6 protein-coding genes and 1 pseudogene are annotated in these 18,095 nt (G+C 67.6%); 2 read left to right on the top strand and 5 right to left on the bottom strand.

The genetic code is table 11. From position 1 onward, the window contains the following. Positions 1-46 precede the first annotated feature (46 nt). The 4 genes and pseudogenes from FIV34_RS02175 to FIV34_RS02160 form a co-directional block, all read right to left on the bottom strand. Positions 47-6,775: pseudogene (locus FIV34_RS02175) on the bottom strand (ESPR-type extended signal peptide-containing protein); the annotation flags it as partial. 183 nt (positions 6,776-6,958) lie between these two features. Continuing rightward, on the bottom strand, positions 6,959-8,938 hold the full coding sequence (locus FIV34_RS02170) for a PA domain-containing protein (RefSeq protein WP_139979218.1): 1,980 nt from the start codon (positions 8,936-8,938) through the stop codon (positions 6,959-6,961). After that, on the bottom strand, positions 8,935-9,381 hold the full coding sequence (locus FIV34_RS02165) for a post-PEP-CTERM-1 domain-containing protein (RefSeq protein ID WP_139979216.1): 447 nt from the start codon (positions 9,379-9,381) through the stop codon (positions 8,935-8,937). Before FIV34_RS02165 ends, FIV34_RS02170 begins: the two co-directional genes overlap by 4 nt. 142 nt (positions 9,382-9,523) lie before the next feature. Next, positions 9,524-11,464, bottom strand: a complete 1,941-nt coding sequence (locus FIV34_RS02160; RefSeq protein WP_139979214.1) for a S8 family serine peptidase — start codon at positions 11,462-11,464, stop codon at positions 9,524-9,526. A gap of 349 nt (positions 11,465-11,813) precedes the next feature. Here FIV34_RS02160 and FIV34_RS02155 point away from each other — a divergent pair, with 349 nt between their 5' ends. Further along, complete coding sequence (locus FIV34_RS02155) at positions 11,814-12,623, top strand: TatD family hydrolase (RefSeq protein ID WP_139979212.1); 810 nt, start codon at positions 11,814-11,816, stop codon at positions 12,621-12,623. Here the strand turns inward: FIV34_RS02155 and FIV34_RS02150 are convergent. After that, a complete protein-coding gene (locus FIV34_RS02150; protein ID WP_139979210.1) occupies positions 12,609-14,267 on the bottom strand; it encodes a Na+/H+ antiporter in 1,659 nt (552 codons plus the stop codon). The genes FIV34_RS02155 and FIV34_RS02150 overlap by 15 nt on opposite strands. Positions 14,268-14,731: 464 nt before the next feature. On the opposite strand from FIV34_RS02150, the gene FIV34_RS02145 reads away from it, so the two are divergent. After that, positions 14,732-17,788: a TonB-dependent receptor gene (locus tag FIV34_RS02145; protein WP_139979208.1), complete on the top strand. Its 3,057-nt coding sequence runs from the start codon at positions 14,732-14,734 to the stop codon at positions 17,786-17,788. The last annotated feature ends 307 nt before the right edge of the window (positions 17,789-18,095 follow it).

The raw sequence follows: 18,095 nt of genomic DNA, 5'->3' as shown, positions 1-18,095 counted from the left end.
GCCTTGAAAGGATATGGCGGCCCCGTGTAGGCGGCCGCCGTGCCGATTACCAGCCGATGCCTACACCAACACCGCCCGAAGTCTCACCGCCGCTGACGGCAGCCCCGAAGGTCAGGGCGGCATGCGACGAGAGGGCGCGTGAGTAACCCACCGACAGCGCGCCCTGGCCCTTGTAACCGCCCGCACCCACGCCGAGGCGGTTATCGCCGCTGACGCCCTGGGCGCTGAAGGCCATCTGCGACATCGCCGCACCCATCGCACCCACCTTGTTCAGGCGGTCGTTGAGATTGTCGAAGCGATGGTCGACCTGGCGCTTGTAGTCGTCGAAGGCACCGCCGCTGATCACATCGCCGAACTTCTGGTCGGTGTAGGCCTTGGCGGAGTTGAGGGTCGTGGCGTCACCCTGGTCAGCGTACGACTTGGCCGTGGTCAGGGCCTGGTCCACCTGGCCGACGTTGGCCGCGTCGGTCGGCGCGGTGCCGGCGGCGACATTGGTCACCCGGCGCTCCGCACCGACGGAACCCACGGAGACGGTGTTCGGCTCGGTAGCCACCGAGTTCGCACCGAGGGCGACGCTGTTGGTCGCGGCGGCCGTGACGGTGGCCCCCGTGCCGACGGCCGTGCTGTCAGCGGCACCGATGGTGGCGTTGTTGCCGATGGCCAGGTCGGTCGGGTCCTTGGCGTAGCTGCCGGTGCCGATGGCGGTCCCGTTGCCGGTGCCTTCGACAATGGCCTGTGCCGCGGGTGCCGCCGCTGGCGTCACCGCCGCGGGGGCGGCAGCGACGGAGGCCGGCGCCACGTAGGCGGTCGTGCCCGTACGCGGGGTGGTCACCCCCGTTTCCAGGTTGCCGACGCGACTGCCGAGGGCGCTGAGGGCGCCATCCAGCGCACCTACCGCATCGCCCACGGTGCTGTACGAGCCGCCCTGTACGCGGAACACCGGGCCGATGAAGCCGTTGGCGCCCATGGTTGCACCGCCGCCCAGTGCCAGCGCCACCGCGTTACCCGCGGCATTGCTGGTGCCGGCGAAGGCGCTGGCCACCGCGCTGTTCAGCTGGGTGAGGTTGACGGCATCGGTGGCCTGCGTGCCCGCCGCGACGTTGGTGATCTGGCGGTTGCTGCCCGCCGAGCCCACCGAGACGGTATTGGCGCGCGTCGCTACCGAGCCACTGCCCAGCGCCACGGAGTTCTTCGCCGTGGCGCGTGCGCTGTCACCCAGGGCGGTGGCACCGGCGCCGGCCGCGTTCGCGGAGGCACCGAGGGCCGTACCCGATTCCTTGCTGGCGGTCGCGAACGAGCCGATCGCCGTGGACAGGTCGCCGGATGCCGTGCTTCCGGCACCCACGGCCGTCGCGTAGGCGCCGGCGGCGCTGGCGTTGTCGGAGCCGTCGTTCGCACCGTTCGCCGAGACGTAGTGCGCCGCGCTGCTCACGCTGTCAGCCAGCGTGTCCAGCTGGCCCTTGTTGACCGCATCGGTGGCCTGCGTTGCTGCCGCCACATTGGTCACCTGGCGTTCCGAGCCGACCGCACCGACCGAGACCGTGTTATCGCGAGAAGCGACGGACCCGGCGCCAAGCGCGACGCTGTTGGCACCGCTGGCTTCCGCGGTGGCACCGAGTGCGGTGCTCGCCGCGCCCGTGGCCGTCGAGGCGCTGCCCATCGCCGTGGCGTTGCCGCCGTTGGCGAAGGCGCCGCTACCGTACGCACTGTCACCGGTACCACCGGCGAAGGCGCCTGAACCCGCGGCGGTCGCGAACTGGCCGGCCGCGGTGGCATCGTCGCTGCCATCACCCGTACCCGTCGCCTTGAAGAAATGGCTGGCGTCACTGACGCTACCGGCCACCGTGTCGAGCTGCGACTTGTTCACCGCATCGGTGCCCTGCGTACCGGCAGCGACGTTGGTGATCTGACGCTCCGCACCCACATCGCCCACCGACACCGTGTTGTCACGATCGGCGTAAGCATTGGCACCCAGCGCCACGCTGTTGTTGCCGATCGCCTGGGCACCCGCGCCGAGGGCCGTGCCGCTGTCGCCCAGCACCCAGCTGTTGGTGCCGATCGCGACCGCATTGGCGGCCTCAATGCCAAACAGCGAGAAGCCGGTTTCGGCGTACTGGCCGATCGCGACGCTACCCGTGCCGGCAGCACTCGCTCCGCCACCGATAGCTACCGCTCCATCGCTGTATGCGGCCGAACCGTAACCCACCGACGTAGCCAATGCACCCGGCGCGTACGCCTGCGCGCCCAGTGCCGTGGAGCCCTGACCCGAGGCTTCCGACAGGAAGCCCGCCGCCAGCGACTGCTCGCCCTGGGCAAACGCTGCCGTGCCCAGCGCGGTAGCGAACTGCCCTTCCGCCTGAGCGCTTGCGCCGACCGCCGTAGCCGCCAGGCCCGACGCCGTCGCCGGACCCACGGCTTCGCCCGTGGCGCTGTAGGTGATCAGCGGATCGCCATTCTCATCCACCGCTTGGCCACCGATCGCCGTGGTGCCGTTAGCCGTGGCCTGTGCGCCACCGCCGTAAGCCGAGGCGTTCTTGCCCTGCGCCGTTGAGCCGTAACCGCTCGCGATCGCCGAATCGCCCTGCGCGTTGGCGGCGGCGCCGAGCGCCGATGCACCGACGCCGTGGGCGCTCGCACCGTTGCCCACCGCCGTGGCGTAATCACTATCAGCCACGCTGCTCGCACCGACGCTGGTGGCACCATTGCCATCGGCAATCGCGCTGTAGCCATTGGCGGTGCTGTCATCACCGAACGCGGCGCTGGAGGCGCCGGTCGCCGTCGAGCGTGCGCCCGAGGCTTCGCTGTTCGCGCCGACCGCCGAACTGTTTTCGCCCGTCGCCACCGCCAGGCCACCCACGGCCGTGGCGTTGTTCGCACCGGCAAAGCTGCCGCTGCCGATCGCCGAGGAGAAGTCGCCGATGGAGGCGGCCAGCGCACCGACCGCCGTGGACTGCGTGCCCAGTGCAATGGATTCCGCACCCAGTGCGCTCGAGCCCAGGTCGAGTGCCGAGGCGGATTCACCCAGCGCCGTGCTGCTCGCACCGCTGGCTTCACTCTGCGTGCCCACCGCCGTCGACAGATCGCCGGTGGCGTTCGCCACCGCGCCGAACGCCGATGCCTGTGCGCCGCTGGCATTGGCGCCGACGCCCACTGCCGAGGCGGCAAAGCCGTTGGCATTCGCGCTCGCACCCACCGCCGTACCGCCGACATCCGCGCTGGTCGCACCGGTATCCACCGGCACGCCACCGTTGGTGATCAGCGGGTTGCCGTCTGCATCCACCGCGACGCCGCCGACCGCGACGCTGCCCGGCCCGTTAGCCTGCGAACCGGCACCGTAAGCGGCGCTGTTCTGGCCCGTGGCCGTGGCACCGTAACCGGAGGCCGTGCTGTTCACACCCGTCGCGAACGAGCCACTGCCGTAGGCACTCGCGCCATTCGCACCGGCGAAGGCACCCGAGCCGGACGCCGTCGCAAAATCACCGATGGCCGTGGCATCGTCCGTGCCGTCATTGGCGCCGTTGGCCTTGAAGTAACGCGTGGCTTCGGTCAGGTTGCCCGATACCGCATCGAGCTGCGACTTGTTCACCGCATCGGTGCCTTCCGTGCCGGCAGCGACGTTGGTGATCTGGCGTTCGGCGCCGACGTCACCCACCGACACCGTGTTGTCACGATCGGCGTAAGAATTGGCACCGAGTGCCACGCTGTTGTTGCCGATCGCCCAGGCACCGGCGCCGAGCGCGGTACCGCTGTCGCCGAGCACCCAGCTGTTCGTACCGACCGCGACCGCATTGGCGGCCTCAATGCCAAACAGTGAGAAGCCGGTTTCGGCGTACTGGCCGATCGCGACGCTACCCGTGCCTGCGGCACTCGCTCCGCCACCGATGGCCACGGCACCGTCGCTGTATGCGGCCGAGCCGTAACCCACCGACGTAGCCAATGCACCCGGTGCGTACGCCTGCGCGCCCAGCGCCGTCGCACCCTGCCCCGACGCTTCCGACAGGAAACCCGCCGCCAGCGACTGCTCGCCCTGCGCGAAAGCTGCCGTACCCAGCGCGGTGGCAAACTGCCCTTCCGCCTGGGCGCTTGCGCCGACCGCCGTAGCCGCCAGGCCCGACGCGGTTGCCGGACCGACTGCTTCACCCGTGGCGCTGTAGGTGATCAGCGGATCGCCGTTCTCATCCACCGCCTGGCCACCGATCGCGGTGGTGCCGTTGGCCGTGGCCTGTGCGCCGCCGCCGTACGCGGCCGCGTTCTTGCCTTGCGCCGTCGAGCCGTAACCGCTCGCGATGGCCGAATCACCCTGCGCGTTGGCGGCTGCGCCGAGCGCCGATGCACCGACGCCGTGGGCGCTCGCACCGTTGCCCACCGCCGTGGCGTAATCACTATCAGCCACGCTGCTTGCACCGACGCTGGTGGCACCGCTGCCATCAGCAATCGCGCTGTAGCCGTTCGCTGTGCTGTCGTCACCGAACGCGGCACTGGAGGCACCGGTCGCCGTCGAGCGTGCGCCCGAGGCTTCACTGTTCGCGCCGACGGCCGAACTGTTTTCGCCGGTTGCCGTGGCCAGGCCGCCTACAGCGGTGGCGTTGTTGGCGCCCGCATAACTGCCGCTGCCGATGGCAGAAGCAAAGTCGCCATTGGTCGTCGATACCGCACCGACGGCGGTGGACTGGGTGCCCACGGCAATCGCTTCGGCACCCAGCGCGCTCGCGCCCAGATCCTGTGCGGATGCCGATTCGCCCAGCGCCGTGCTGCTTTCTGCCGCGGCATACGTGTTCCAGCCAATGGCCGTCGCATAGTCCGCCGTGGCCCACGCGCCCGCACCCAGGGCGGTCGTCGCATAGCCCGTGGCCTGCGCGGTGAAGAACCCAAACGCGCTACCACCGACGGCCACGCTTTCGTCCCCGGCTGCCGTGGCGCTCTCACCCACGGCCACGCTGCTCACGCCACTCGCGGCGCTTTGCGTACCCACGGCCGTGGAATAATCGCCCGTGGCGTTCGCCACCGCGCCGAAGGCCGACGACTGCGCACCGCTTGCGTAAGCGCCTACGCCAACCGCCGACCCGGCAAAGCCGCTGGCACTCGCACTCGCGCCGACCGCCGTACCGCCGACATCCGCGCTGGTCGCACCGGTATCCACCGGCACGCCACCATTGGTGATCAGCGGGTTGCCGTCTGCGTCCACCGCGACACCACCGACCGCGACGCTGCCCGGCCCGTTAGCCTGCGAACCGGCACCGTAAGCGGCGCTGTTCTGGCCCGTGGCCGTCGCACCGTAACCGGAGGCCGTGCTGTTCACACCCGTCGCGAACGAGCCACTGCCGTAGGCACTCGCGCCATTCGCACCGGCGAAGGCACCCGAGCCGGACGCCGTCGCAAAATCACCGATGGCCGTGGCATCGTCCGTGCCGTCATTGGCGCCGTTGGCCTTGAAGTAGCGCGTGGCCGAGTTCACGGCATCCTTCACCTGCGCGACGTTCGCCGCGTCGGTATCTTCCATACCCGCCGCCACGTTGGTGATCTGGCGCTCGGCGCCGACATCACCCACCGACACCGTGTTGTCGCGATCCGCCACCGAACCCGCACCCAGCGCGACGCTGGCGACGCCGAGCGCGGCGCTCTGCGTGCCGATAGCCGTCGAATAGTCACCCAGGGCATTGGCCACCGCACCGACCGCCACCGACTGCGCGCCGCTGGCGTAGGCACCCACGCCGAACGACGACGCGGCGAAACCCGCCGCCTGTGCGCTCGCGCCGACCGCCGTGCCACCCACATCGGCACTGGTCGCGCCGGTGTCGACCGGCACGCCGCCGTTGTTGATCAGCGGATTGCCGTCCGCATCCACGGCCACGCCGCCGACGGCGACGCTACCCGGGCCGTTAGCCTGCGACCCCGCGCCATACGCCGCGCTGTTCTGTCCCGTCGCGACGGCGCCGTAACCAGTTGCCGTGGCATTGCCACCATTGGCGAAGGCACCGCTGCCGAAGGCGCTGTCGCCTGCGCCGCCCGCGAACGCGCCGGAGCCGGCAGCCGTCGCGTACTTGCCAGTGGCCGTGGCGTCATCGCTGCCATCGGCGAGGCCGTCCGCCTTGAAATAATGCTGGGCATCCGTCGTGGCGGCATCCACCGCATCGACGTGACCCGATACCGTGTCGACCCGGCCGTTGACCGTATCAACGCGTCCGTTCACCGTGGTGACGCGGTCGCCGACCTTGTCCAGCTGGCGCTTGTTCACCGCATCCGTCGCCTGCGTGCCGTCGGCGACATTGACGACCTGCCGCTCGCTGCCGCTGCGGCCGACGGAGACCGTGTTCGCGCGATTCGCTACCGAGTCCGAACCCAGTGCCACCGCGTTGTTGGCGATGGCGCGTGCACCGCGACCGATCGCCGTGCTGCCCGTGTTGGCGGCGTTGGCACCCTGGCCCACCGCCACCGAATCCGTGGCCGTGGCGCGCGTGCCCTGGCCAAGCGCCGTGGCGAAGTCGCCGCTGGACTGCGCGTCCTGGCCTACGGCGGTGCTGTAATCACCCTTTGAATTCGCCGCGGCACCGAGTGCCACGCTGTAATCACCCGCCGCCTTTGCCAGCGCACCGCAGGCGAAGGCCTGGTTACCCTTGGCGACCGGTGCGAGTCCCGATGAGAACCCGCTGCAAATGTTCCCGGCTTCGGCCGAGGGGCTGGCCAGCGCGAGCATCGCGCCTGCGGCCAGCGGCAGTGCTGCCATGGCGGCACGGAGGCGTCGGGAGGCCCCGCCCTTGCCGTTCGCACGTGCGTGTTCGGATGCAACGACCAGGATGCCGAGCGACTTGTTCCATACCTTGCTGTAGATCGTATTCACGTAACTTCCTCCCGTGGATGCCGCCGTTTGTGGCGGGCGACGGGGCGCGCCATGCGCTGCCTCCGGTGCCTGCCACCGAATGGAACCCGGGCCGCGCTGGGCGGCCCGGGTGTGATGCACTTACTGGGTGTAAACCGCCTGGACAGTGACGCCGCTATAGGCCTTCACGCCGGTGACCTGCAGGTACCAGGTGCCCTGTGCGGGGGTGGCCTTGGTGAACACCTCGGCATTGCCCGTGCGGTTGGCGACGGGGGTGAATGCCGTGGCGCCCGGGGCCTGCGTCGCGATCGACACATCGCCTGAACCACCCGCGGTGCGGAACGTGAGCGACTTCGCACCGGCCGGCACCGAGAGCGAATACACCTTCGTGCTACCCGCCGCGCCGGACTGGTTCGACAGGCCCACGTTGTTGCCGAGGCTGATCGCGTCAGGAATGGCAACGTGCCACGCGGTGTACTGCTTCTGCGTCTCCGCATCGCTCAGGCACGCATTGAGGCTGGTGGCCTGGCCTGCGGTGATGAGCCCGGAACCGGCCAGCGTGCTGGCGTAACCGCGCACGCCGGTGCGATATGCCGCCAGCGTCGCTGCATCACCGGCAATGATCTTCGCGTTGGAGATCACGTTGGCACCGATGATCACGCCACCCGGAACCAGGGTGGGGATGCCGGTGTTGCAGGTAAGCAGCAGCTGCCCGGTGGTGTTGAGGCCCCAGCCTTCATCCTTGAACAACGCCGGTGTCAGGTCGACGTCGATCTGGCCCATCAGGTCCTGGTTGATCGCGTATTCCATGATCGCGTTCGGGGTGAGGCGCGTGTCGTAATGCGAGAACGACGAGCCCTGCGCCAGCACGGTCGGCGCGTAGAGCTGGACATTGCCCTGCGCATCCGCACCCGCCAGGCCCGTGCCCTTGCCGACGGCGCCGGTGAGGCCGGTGAGGTTGGCCTTGAGCTTGTTGCCATCGACCTGGCTGAGCGCAATGGTCGGGATGGTGATCGTCGTGGTCGGCGTGCCTCCCGGGGTGATGGCACCGGCCTGGTTGTTGGCGATCAGCACCGCCTTCGCACCGGCCGCCTGGGCCGCCGCCACCTTGTCGGTGAAGGCGCAGGTGCCGCGATCGATCAGCGCGGTCTTGCCGCTGAGCGCCGCCGCGTTGGTGAAGGGTGTGCACGCATCCGCCGGCGCCGCCTGTACGACGCTGCCGTTGAAGTTCGCGGCAGTGGCCAGCGGCCCGAACGCGGCCTGGGCGAACTGGTAGTCGCCCGCCGCACCGGCCGGTGCCGTCACGCGGAAGATATCGGGCAGGCCCAGGGCCAGCGGAGCCTCCGCCTTGACGGTGGGGCCGGTGAAGACGAGGTTGCCGTCGTCCAGCGCCGCCGTGACGCGCTGCGCGGGCGTCAGGTCGTACCACTTCTTCATCTGCGTGTCGTTGAACACGAAGGTGGAGTAAATGTCCGGGCGGGCCACGCCGTCATCGCCCACGTACGGCGAGCCGGTGGTCAGGCTGTTGAAGCCCGAGAAGCCCAGGCCGTGGGCCATTTCATGCAGCACGACGTTGAGGAAGTTGATCGAGCCCGCCGGCGTCTTGCCGTCCAGGCCGTAGTACCACTTCGAACCTTCCAGGCAGCCGGTGGAACCCAGTGCCCCGTTGAACTGGCTCTGGATATCCGCTTCGCCCGGCGCACCGTCTTCCTTGGTCAGCGCATCGAACAGCGCGGAGTGGTACCAGGTGTTGCGCAGCGCGCCCGGAGGCAGCGTGCTGGTGTTGTCGAAGTAGAAGATGTACGTGGTGCCGGACGAGCCGAGCACGCCGGACGTCGCATCGCAGGAGAGCTTCTCGAACGTGGCGTTGTTGACGATGGTGACGTCGCTCTGCAGCACGGCACCCCACACGTCGGCGGCGAACTGGAAAACATTCAGTGCCTGTTTGCCGACCGTGGTGCCCGGGTTGCCGCCCACCGGCACCGCCGGTGTCGGGTCATCGAGGCCCTTGCCGGTACCGACGTCCTGGTTGACGATCTTGATCTCGGCTGCGCTGGCGCCCATGGCGCAGAACAGGCCGGCCGCCGCGATCGCGGTGAAGAGAAGAGTGCGGCGGATCATTTCACCACCTCCGGCGCCTTCGGCGCAGGCTGTACGCCATGGTCATCGTGGTGGACGCTGAGGCTGCCATCTGGTTGCCGTTCGGCGACGACGCTGCTCATCAGTTCCGCCGGTACCCGTACCGCCTTGGCGCGGACGCCGTTGGAGAGCGAGACGGTGCGGAACGTGGACTGCGCCTCGGCGGCCGTGCGTGGCTGGCCGGCGGCCAGCTTCGACGCGCCGATGTTCTGCGTGCCAAACGCTTTCGACAGCGCCGCACGCTCCTCGGCCGTTGGCTCGCGCAAACGGCCCGTTGCCGGGTCGATGGCCACCTGCACGCCTTGCACCACCACGGCCTGTGGGGCAGCGGTCTTCGGTGCGTCAGCGGCCTGCGCGGCTGTCGCGAGGGTGAAGACGCCCGTCAGCACCAGGCCCATGGCCTGTGCCAGTGTTCGTGAATACATTGCCCTTACCTCCCTTGAACGGCGCCGGGGACCCCTCCCCGAACGCCACGCCAGCGAAGACCCCCTCGCCGGCGCCATACGGAAAGCCCGCCCCCTGGCAGGGCTTTCCTTCCCGCCGGCACGGGGCCGGCGGGGCGTGCGCTTACGGCTCGACGAAGCGCGCGAGGACGCTGACGTTGGCGTACGACGCAGGGCTGGTGACGGTGACGTACCAGGTCCCTGCCGCCGGACGCGCCACCGTGACGGTCTCGTTGTTCGTGCCCTTCTTCGCCGACACGGTCTCCGTGCCCGCGGTACCGTTCTTCACGGCGATCGAGACATCGCCGGTGCCGCCCGTGGTGGTGAACACCAGCGTGCGCGCGCCCGTCGGCACGACGATGGAGAACACCTTGGCCGAGCCATCACCGGACGCCTTGAAGGCGGTGCCGTTGGTGAGCGCGGTGACGTCGGGCTCGCCCGGGTTGCCGTTGTCGTTGCCCAGCGCCTTGTTCACCGCCGCATAGGCATCGACGATGCCCGCGCCGATCACCTTGTCCGGCGTGGAGGGGAACGCGTGCGCCGTCGAGGTGAGCAGCGTGCGGATCTGGGCCGGCGTCGGCGTGGGCAGGTTGGCGCCCTTCGTCGCGGCAAGCATCAGCGCGACCGTGCCGGTGACATGCGGGGTGGCCTGCGAGGTGCCGGCCATGCCGCCGTAATCGGCCGTGGTCGGCTCGTGCAGGCCGTCATTGATGGCGGACCAGGAGAAGCCGGCGGAGACGATGGTGCCCGAGGAGGCATCGTTGGCATATACGCCGCCGCCCGGTGCGGAGAGCGCAACCACGCTGCCGTAGTTCGAGTAGAACGCGCGCTTGCCGGTGATGCCGTTGGACGCGACGGCGATGGCACCCGGGCAGCTCGACGGCGAGTAGTTCGCGGCATCGTCATCGGAGTTGCCGGCGGCCACCACCACCGTGGTGCCGCGCGAGATGGCGCTGGTGATGGCGTCGGCCGTCACCTGGTCATCGCTGCACTTGCCCGAACCACCCAGGCTCATGTTGATCACCTGGGCGACGTGCGTGTTGTCCGGCACGCCGTCGACATGGCCGCCGGAGGCCCACACGATCGCATCGGCAATGTCCGAGCTGTAGCCACCGCAGTGGCCCAGCACGCGAACCGGCAGGACTTTTGCCTTGTAGGCGATGCCCGCCATGCCGGTGGTGTTGTTGGTCAGCTCGGCGACGTTGCCGGACACATGCGTGCCGTGCCAGCTGGAGTCTTCCGCCGGATTGTCCGCGTCGACGCAGCCGCCGTTGGTCGCGAGGTATTTGTCGTCGCCCGTGGTCCAGTCGCCGAGGTCCCAGCCACCGGACACGCGGCCGTCGGTTGCACGGCCGGACACGAAAGCGTCGCTGATGAAGTCGTAGCCCGCATCGGCGAGCGACAGGTCGATGTCCGGGTGATTGGTGATGCCGGTATCGAGCACGGCCACCGTGATGCCCGTGCCATCGGAAAGATTCCACGCGTTGGCAACGTTGCTGCCGCCCTTGTTGGCGTAGCTGCTCGCGTCGGAGCCGATCTTCTCCGCGGTGCCGTCCGGCGCGCGGAAATGCCACTGGTAGCGGGCGTAATACTGGTCATTGGGGACGATGGGGCTGACAGCGGCCGCGGGAATATCGCGCACCTTCTGTTTCATCGTGTCGACCTGGACGTGCGCCACGGCAGGGTCGCTGGCGATCTGCCTAACCAGCGCATCCGCCTCGCTGGGGGTCAGCTTGCGCGACGTGCGGACGAGGTCGGCACCGATGCCGAGCTTGCGGACGTAAGCGGCCGTCGGCGCGGCGGTCTTGCCTGCACGCAATGAACTGGTGAGGGCGGCGGCGCGTGACAGCGCGGCGCTCACCGTTTGCGTCGCCGCGGCATGGTCCGTTCGCTGCGTGGTGCCATCGCGATAGGTCACGATGAAGCGGTCGACGCTGGTCGGCGCGCGCACCGTGCTGACGTTGTACGTGGCGTGGGGCGCGCTGGCCCCTGCGGCGAAGATCACTGGCGCCGTGGCCAGGACGAGCGAGGCGACGAACGACCTCGCGAAAAGACGATTTCCCATCTGCACTACCCCTAAGCCCGTGGTATTGCCTTGGACGGCCGATTGCGGGCCGCCTTCCTTTTGACGCCCCTGGTGGACGTCCCCTGCAAAAAAAGAAGCTCAGAAACTTCTCAAACGCTGTGTACGACGGCTTTTTGACGCTTTTTCCCCAGCCGTCGCAGGAACCTAACAGTATGAAAATGCGACCGTCAATGATTTGACGCAGTATTTCGCGTCGTCCGTATGGCCTATCCCCGAAACCCCGGCAAAACCCGCTGGCGAGGGCCGTATATGATTTAATTCATGGCTTTGCCGCGCGATAACGCATGCCCCCGCGCGTTTTCACATCCCTCAGATTGCGAAAAAAATCATGGACTTGATCGATATCGGCGCGAACCTGACGCACGATTCCTTCCACGCCGACCTGGCTGACGTGCTCGCACGGGCAAGCGCCCACGGCGTGGGCCGCATGGTCATCACGGGAGCTTCACGCGAAGGAAGTGAGCACGCCCTGAGCCTGGCGCGTGCCAGCGGGGGGCGGCTTTTTGCGACCGCGGGGGTCCACCCCCACCACGCCGTCGACTACGACGACGCCACCGATGCGCTGCTGCGCCGGCTGGCCACGGAGCCGGAAGTGCGCGCGGTGGGCGAAACCGGCCTGGACTACAATCGCAACTACTCGCCCCGCGAGACACAGCGCGAGGTGTTCGAACGCCAGCTCGCCATCGCGGCGGAGTTCGGCATGCCGCTGTTCCTGCACCAGCGCGACGCGCACCACGACTTCCTTGCGCTGCTGAAGCGCTACCGCGACAAGGTGCCCGCCGCGGTGGTCCACTGCTTCACCGACACCGGCGACGCCCTGCGCGATTACCTTGACCTGGATTGCCACATCGGCATCACCGGCTGGATCTGTGACGAACGCCGGGGCGCGCACCTGCGCGAGCTGGTGAAGCTGATCCCGGCGGACCGGCTCATGCTGGAAACCGATTCACCCTACCTGCTGCCACGCACCCTGCGGCCGATGCCGAAGGACCGGCGCAATGAGCCGATGTACCTCGCCCACATTCGTGACGAGGTAGCGAAGGATCGCGGGGAAACGCGCGAGGCGGTGACCGAAGCGTCGACGCGCACGGCCGAACGCTTCTTCCGCCTGCCCGAGCTTGCTTCAGCCGGCGTGTAAGCCGGTAAGCGAGGCCTCGGCGAGATCGACCTCGCGCACCAGCGTGCGCAGCGTCTCGTCATTGATGCTGTGGTCGCGGCGCAGCTCGTAGAGCTTGCGCCGCTCGGCGCGCAGGGCCGCCAGCCGCATGACGCGCTCCGTACCCGCTTCGGCACGCGCCTTGTCCGGCACGTCGCCCTCGTCGCCCGCGGCCTCCAGGCGCTGCTGGTAATCGGCCATGACCCGCGCGGCCACGCGTGACGCCAGCGCCACTGCGTCTGCATCGCCGCTCTCCTCCACCTTGTTCTGTTCTTCGGCAATACCGTGCAGCGCGGCCTCGGCCGCCAGCGCGCGTGCCTTGCGCTCTTCGCGAACCCGCGGATCCTCGCCGGGCAACTTCAGCCCCTTCACCGAGAGCGGCAAACCGACGACGCCGAACAACAGCGTGCACAGGATGACGCCCGAGGCGAGGAAGATCATCAGGTCCCGCACGGGGAACGCGACGCCCGGTGCCTTCAGGAAGGGCAGCGAGAGCACACCGGCCATGGTGATCGCTCCGCGCACCCCTGCCAGCGCCGTCGTCCACATCAGCCGCGTGCCCACCTTGGGCCGCTTTTCGCCGCGGTGCAGGGCACGCATCAGCACGAAGCGGAACGACACCCACACCCAGATGAAACGCAGGATCACCAGCACCAGGGTGATGGCCACGACGTAAGCGCCGAGGTACCACAGCTCACCGCCGCCGGCTTGCTGCAGGTCCGTCTTCGCGCCATCGACGATTCCCGGCAGCTGCATGCCCAGCAGCAGGAAGATCAGGCCGTTGAAGACGAACTCCACCATCGACCACACCGCACTGTTCTGCATGCGCGTGGCCACGTAGCTGCCTTTGAGCACATCGGTGTAGTTCATCATCATGCCCGCCGCCACCGCCGCGAGGATGCCGCTGACACCGAAGTGTTCCGCGAGCAGGTAGGCAGCGAACGGCAACAGCAGAAGCAACGCGACCTGGCTGGCGGAATCGACCTCGCCACTCCAGCGCAGCAGCCGCCGGCGAAAGAGGCCGAACGTGTAGGCCACCAGTGCGCCCGCCGCGACACCACCCAGCGCGGTTACGGCGAAGTCGCCTGCCGCCTTCCACACGGAAAAATGGCCGGTGATTTCCGCCGCGACGGCAAACTGCAGCGCCACCAGTCCCGATGCATCGTTGAGCAGGGCCTCACCGGAGAGGACGTGCATCAGCCGCGACGGCATGCGCGTACCGCCGGTCACTGACGACGTGGCCACCGCATCGGTGGGCGACAGCACTGCCGCCAGCGCGAACGCCACGGCCAGCGGCACGGTGGGAATCATCCAGTGCACGAAGTAGCCGACACCGACGATGGTGAAGAACACCAGGCCAATGGCCAGCGCGAGGATCGGCCCGCGCAGCAGGAACAGTTCGCGCTTGGGAATGCGCCAGCCGTCGGCGAACAGCAGCGGCGGAATAAACAGCAGGAAGAACAGCTCGGGGTCGAATTCGACATGCAGCCCGAAAGGCCGTGCCAGCAGCGCACCCAGGGCGATCTGCACCACCGGCAAGGGCAGGCGAAAGGGCAGGATGCGCACGACCGCGCCCGACAAGGCGACGACCAGCAGGAGGACGAGGATGGTGATGACAAGTTCCATCACCTCACGCTACCGACCCGGGGCCCGGAAGGGCAAGCCGAAAGCCCCATGAAAGCGTAATTTCCTGCGATTCGGACGTAAGTACCTGCTTAGGACTTATTCCTATTGTTTACAAGTATTTCACGGGTTTACGTTGTTTTCACGCACCGGACTCTGGTGCTGTCGATAGCTGCCTCCAGGGGATGTACGCGAGGCAGCACGGCTTACACGGCAGAACCTTTCTTGTCGTCTATTTGGGGAATCCGACATGCCAGCTCCGTTCCGGTTTGTACTCCCTTCCAAAGGCTCGCGTTTGCGCCTGCCTTGACCGCGTGATGCCGTTTGCCCGCCAGAAGGCAGGCGGCACCGCGTAATCGTGCTCATCGACCAACCCACCGCAGCCGCGGTGACCATCCGCGTGCCGCGCGGGTGTGGGGTTGTTCGTCCCGCCATTCGTCAGAAGCGTCTTTCAGGAGGGTAGGTTCATGCAGTTCGTCTCGCGCACCGCGGCCCCGCCGCGCCGCAAACTCACACTGGCCGTTGCCTTTGCCGTCGCGGCCGCCGCCAGCGGCGGCGCGCTCGCCCAGAGCAACGCCACCGGCTCCATCTTCGGCTCCGCCACGCCCGGCGACGTCGTCCATATCGAGAACACCGACACCGGCCTGCGCCGCGATATCACGGTGGACAGCAGCGGCCGTTACCGCGCCAACTCGCTGCCCATCGGCTTGTACGACGTGACGCTGATGCACAACGGCACGGCGGTCGACACGCACAAGAAGGTGCAGACCCAGATCAGCCAGAGCACGGACGTGTCGTTTGCCGCGACCGCCACCGCCGGCAACGCCACGGAACTGGGCAGCGTGCAGGTCACCGCCAACAGCCTGCCGAGCATCGACGTCAGCTCGGTCGACTCGCGCACGGTGCTCAGCGCCGACCAGCTCTCCAAGCTGCCGATCGCCCGCACCTCCATCAGCTCCATCGCCCTCCTGGCCCCGGGTACCACCTCGGCGGCCCGCGGCTACGGCAACGCGCTGTCCTTCGGTGGCTCGTCCGCATCGGAGAACGCGTATTACATCAACGGCTTCCAGGTCACCAACCCGCTTACCGGCGTCAGCTCCCGCCAGCTGCCCTATGACGCGATCGACCAGGAGCAGGTGCTCATCGGTGGTTACGGCGCCGAGTACGGCCGCTCCACCGGCGGCGTGATCAACGTCGTGACCAAGCGCGGCTCCAACGACTGGAAGGGCGACGTCCAGGTGCTGTATTCGCCGGACTCGCTCGCCCAGGCCCCGCGCAACATCTACTACCGCGACGGAACGAAGTACCAGCGCGGCAACCCGTACACCTGGCGCGACCAGAACAACCTGCAGTACTCCGGCTCGCTCGGCGGCGCCCTGATCAAGGACAAGCTGTTCATCTTTGCCGCCGCGGACTGGATCCGCCAGACCGGTAACTACACCGCCGCCAACGGCGCCAACGACGACGAGCGCGATACCTCGAAGACCAAGCGCTGGTTGACCAAGATCGACTGGAACATCACCGATAACAACATCCTGGAACTGACGGGCATCGGTGACACGGAAACGGTCGACTCCTCGATCTTCGGTTACAACTACACCACCGGCCGCGGCGATTACCTCGGCCACCAGTACACCAAGAACTACAACGGCACCCAGACCAACGGCACGCCCGGCGGCGATACCTACATCGCGCATTACACCGGCTACGTCACCGACGACCTGACCATCAATGCCATGTACGGCCGCGCCCACTCCGACCACTCGCAGGTGGTGGACCAGGCCGGTGGCCTCAACTGCACGTCGATCACCGACAACCGCACGGCGTTCAAGGCGAATCCGCAGGGCGGTTGCGTCGTGGGCTCGACCACCCAGCTGACCCCCGGCTCCAAGGACAGCACGAAGGGCTGGAGCGCCAACATCGAATACCGCCTGGGTGACCATGACCTGCGCGCGGGTGTCGATAACTACGTGCTCCGCGCCACCTGGGGTGCCGTGCCCGTGGGCGGTACCGGCTACATCTACAACGACATCGGCGACGGCTCGTCGATCCAGAACCGCCTGAGCAACCTGGGCCTCGACCCGGCGCTGTACAACCCGGCTGACTTCGCCAACGGCTACTACGTCGAGTCCACCGCCCTGTCCACCGGCACCTCCGCGCGCACCAACCAACGCTCGCAGTTCGCAGAAGACAACTGGCAGATCAGCGACCGCTGGCATTCGTACATCGGCCTGCGTAACGAGCAGTTCTCCAACTACAACGGCGTGGGCGAAGCCTATGCCCGCTCGCGCCACCAGCTCGATCCGCGCCTGGGTGTGTCGTGGGACGTCTACGGCGACAGCTCGCTGAAGATCTACGCCAATGCCGGCCGCTACCACCTCGGCCTGCCCACCTCGGTGGCTGTGCGCGGTGCCGGTCCGTCCACGTATCCGTCGCAGTACTTCGGCTTCACCGGGATCGACCCGGCCACGGGCGCGCCCACCGGCCTGATCAGCGGCCCGTACTCGGGCACGTACTACCTGAACGGCGCCAACGGCATCCCGCCGGATGCGAAGACCGTCTCGGCACAGCAGCTGCACTCGTACTACCAGGACGAGTACATCCTCGGTTTCGACAAGCAGTTGGAAAACAACTGGGTGGTCGGTGCCAAGGGCATGTATCGCAAGCTGCGCAGCCTCATCGACGACATGTGCGATCCGTCGTCGCTGCAGGCATGGGGCGACCGCAACGGGCTGAGCGACGAGGTGAAGGCCGGTATCGGCCGAAGCACCGGTTGCTGGCTGTTCAACCCGGGCCGCGCCAACACGTTCACGCTCTCGCCCGCCGACGGCCAGTACCTGAGCGTGCCGCTCACCGCCTCCGACCTCGGGTTCCCGAAGCCGAAGCGTTCGTACTACATGCTCGACCTGTACGCCGAACACCAGTTCAGCGACAAGTGGTACGGCAAGATCGACTACACCTACTCGCGCAGCTACGGTAACTCGGAAGGCCAGCTGGACTCGAACATCGTCCAGGCCGACGTGTCCACCACCGAAAGCTGGGATTTCCCGGCGATCATGGAGAACACCAATGGCGACCTGCCGAACGACCGCAAGCACCAGCTTCGCGTCTACGGCACGTATGTCCTGAACGACGAGTGGCAGTTCTCGACCGTCACCCGCATCACCTCCGGTGCGCCGGTCAGCTGCCTGGGTACCCGCCCGGCCTCCGTGGGTGGCGATCCGTACGGCTACGGCAACAACTACTTCTGGTGCAACGGTGAGCCCGCGCCGCGTGGCTCGTATGGCCGCACGCCTTGGACGAAGACGGTTGACGTAAGCGCCGCGTGGAAGCCGCTCTTCGCCGACCACAAGCTCACCTTCTCGGTGGACGTGTTCAACCTGCTCGGCCAGCAGCAGGTCACCCAGTACTACGAGTACGGCGAACTGCCCAATGGCTCGCCCAACCCGCAGTACAAGCGCGCTCGCTCCTTCCAGGATCCGCGCTACGTCCGCCTCGGCGCACGGTACGACTTCACGCTTTGATGCAGCACGCATAACAACAACAGGTGCAGTTCCCCGGATCTCGGCCGCTCCCTTGGAAGGGAGCGGCCATTTTTTTGCCTGGTTCGGGGGCTTGAAAGCCCGCAACAACGCAGCACAAAAAGCCGCTTTCGATGAAACATGTTTCATCTGCGGGCTAACAAATCCCGCAAGAAATCCCTGCTGCAAAACCGCAAAGGGCGACGCTCGGCCAAAGTCGCTTCGCAAGGCACCCTACCCGCCCTTGCGAATGCCGCCGGCGCAATAGCCTCAATTCCCCGCGTTCATGAACCGCGCATTGAGTGGCGAT

Origin of the sequence: Luteibacter pinisoli (assembly GCF_006385595.1) — a bacterium.
Taxonomy (GTDB): domain Bacteria; phylum Pseudomonadota; class Gammaproteobacteria; order Xanthomonadales; family Rhodanobacteraceae; genus Luteibacter; species Luteibacter pinisoli.
Note: the sequence above shows the minus strand (reverse complement) of the source record. Positions and strands in the feature narration are given on the sequence as shown.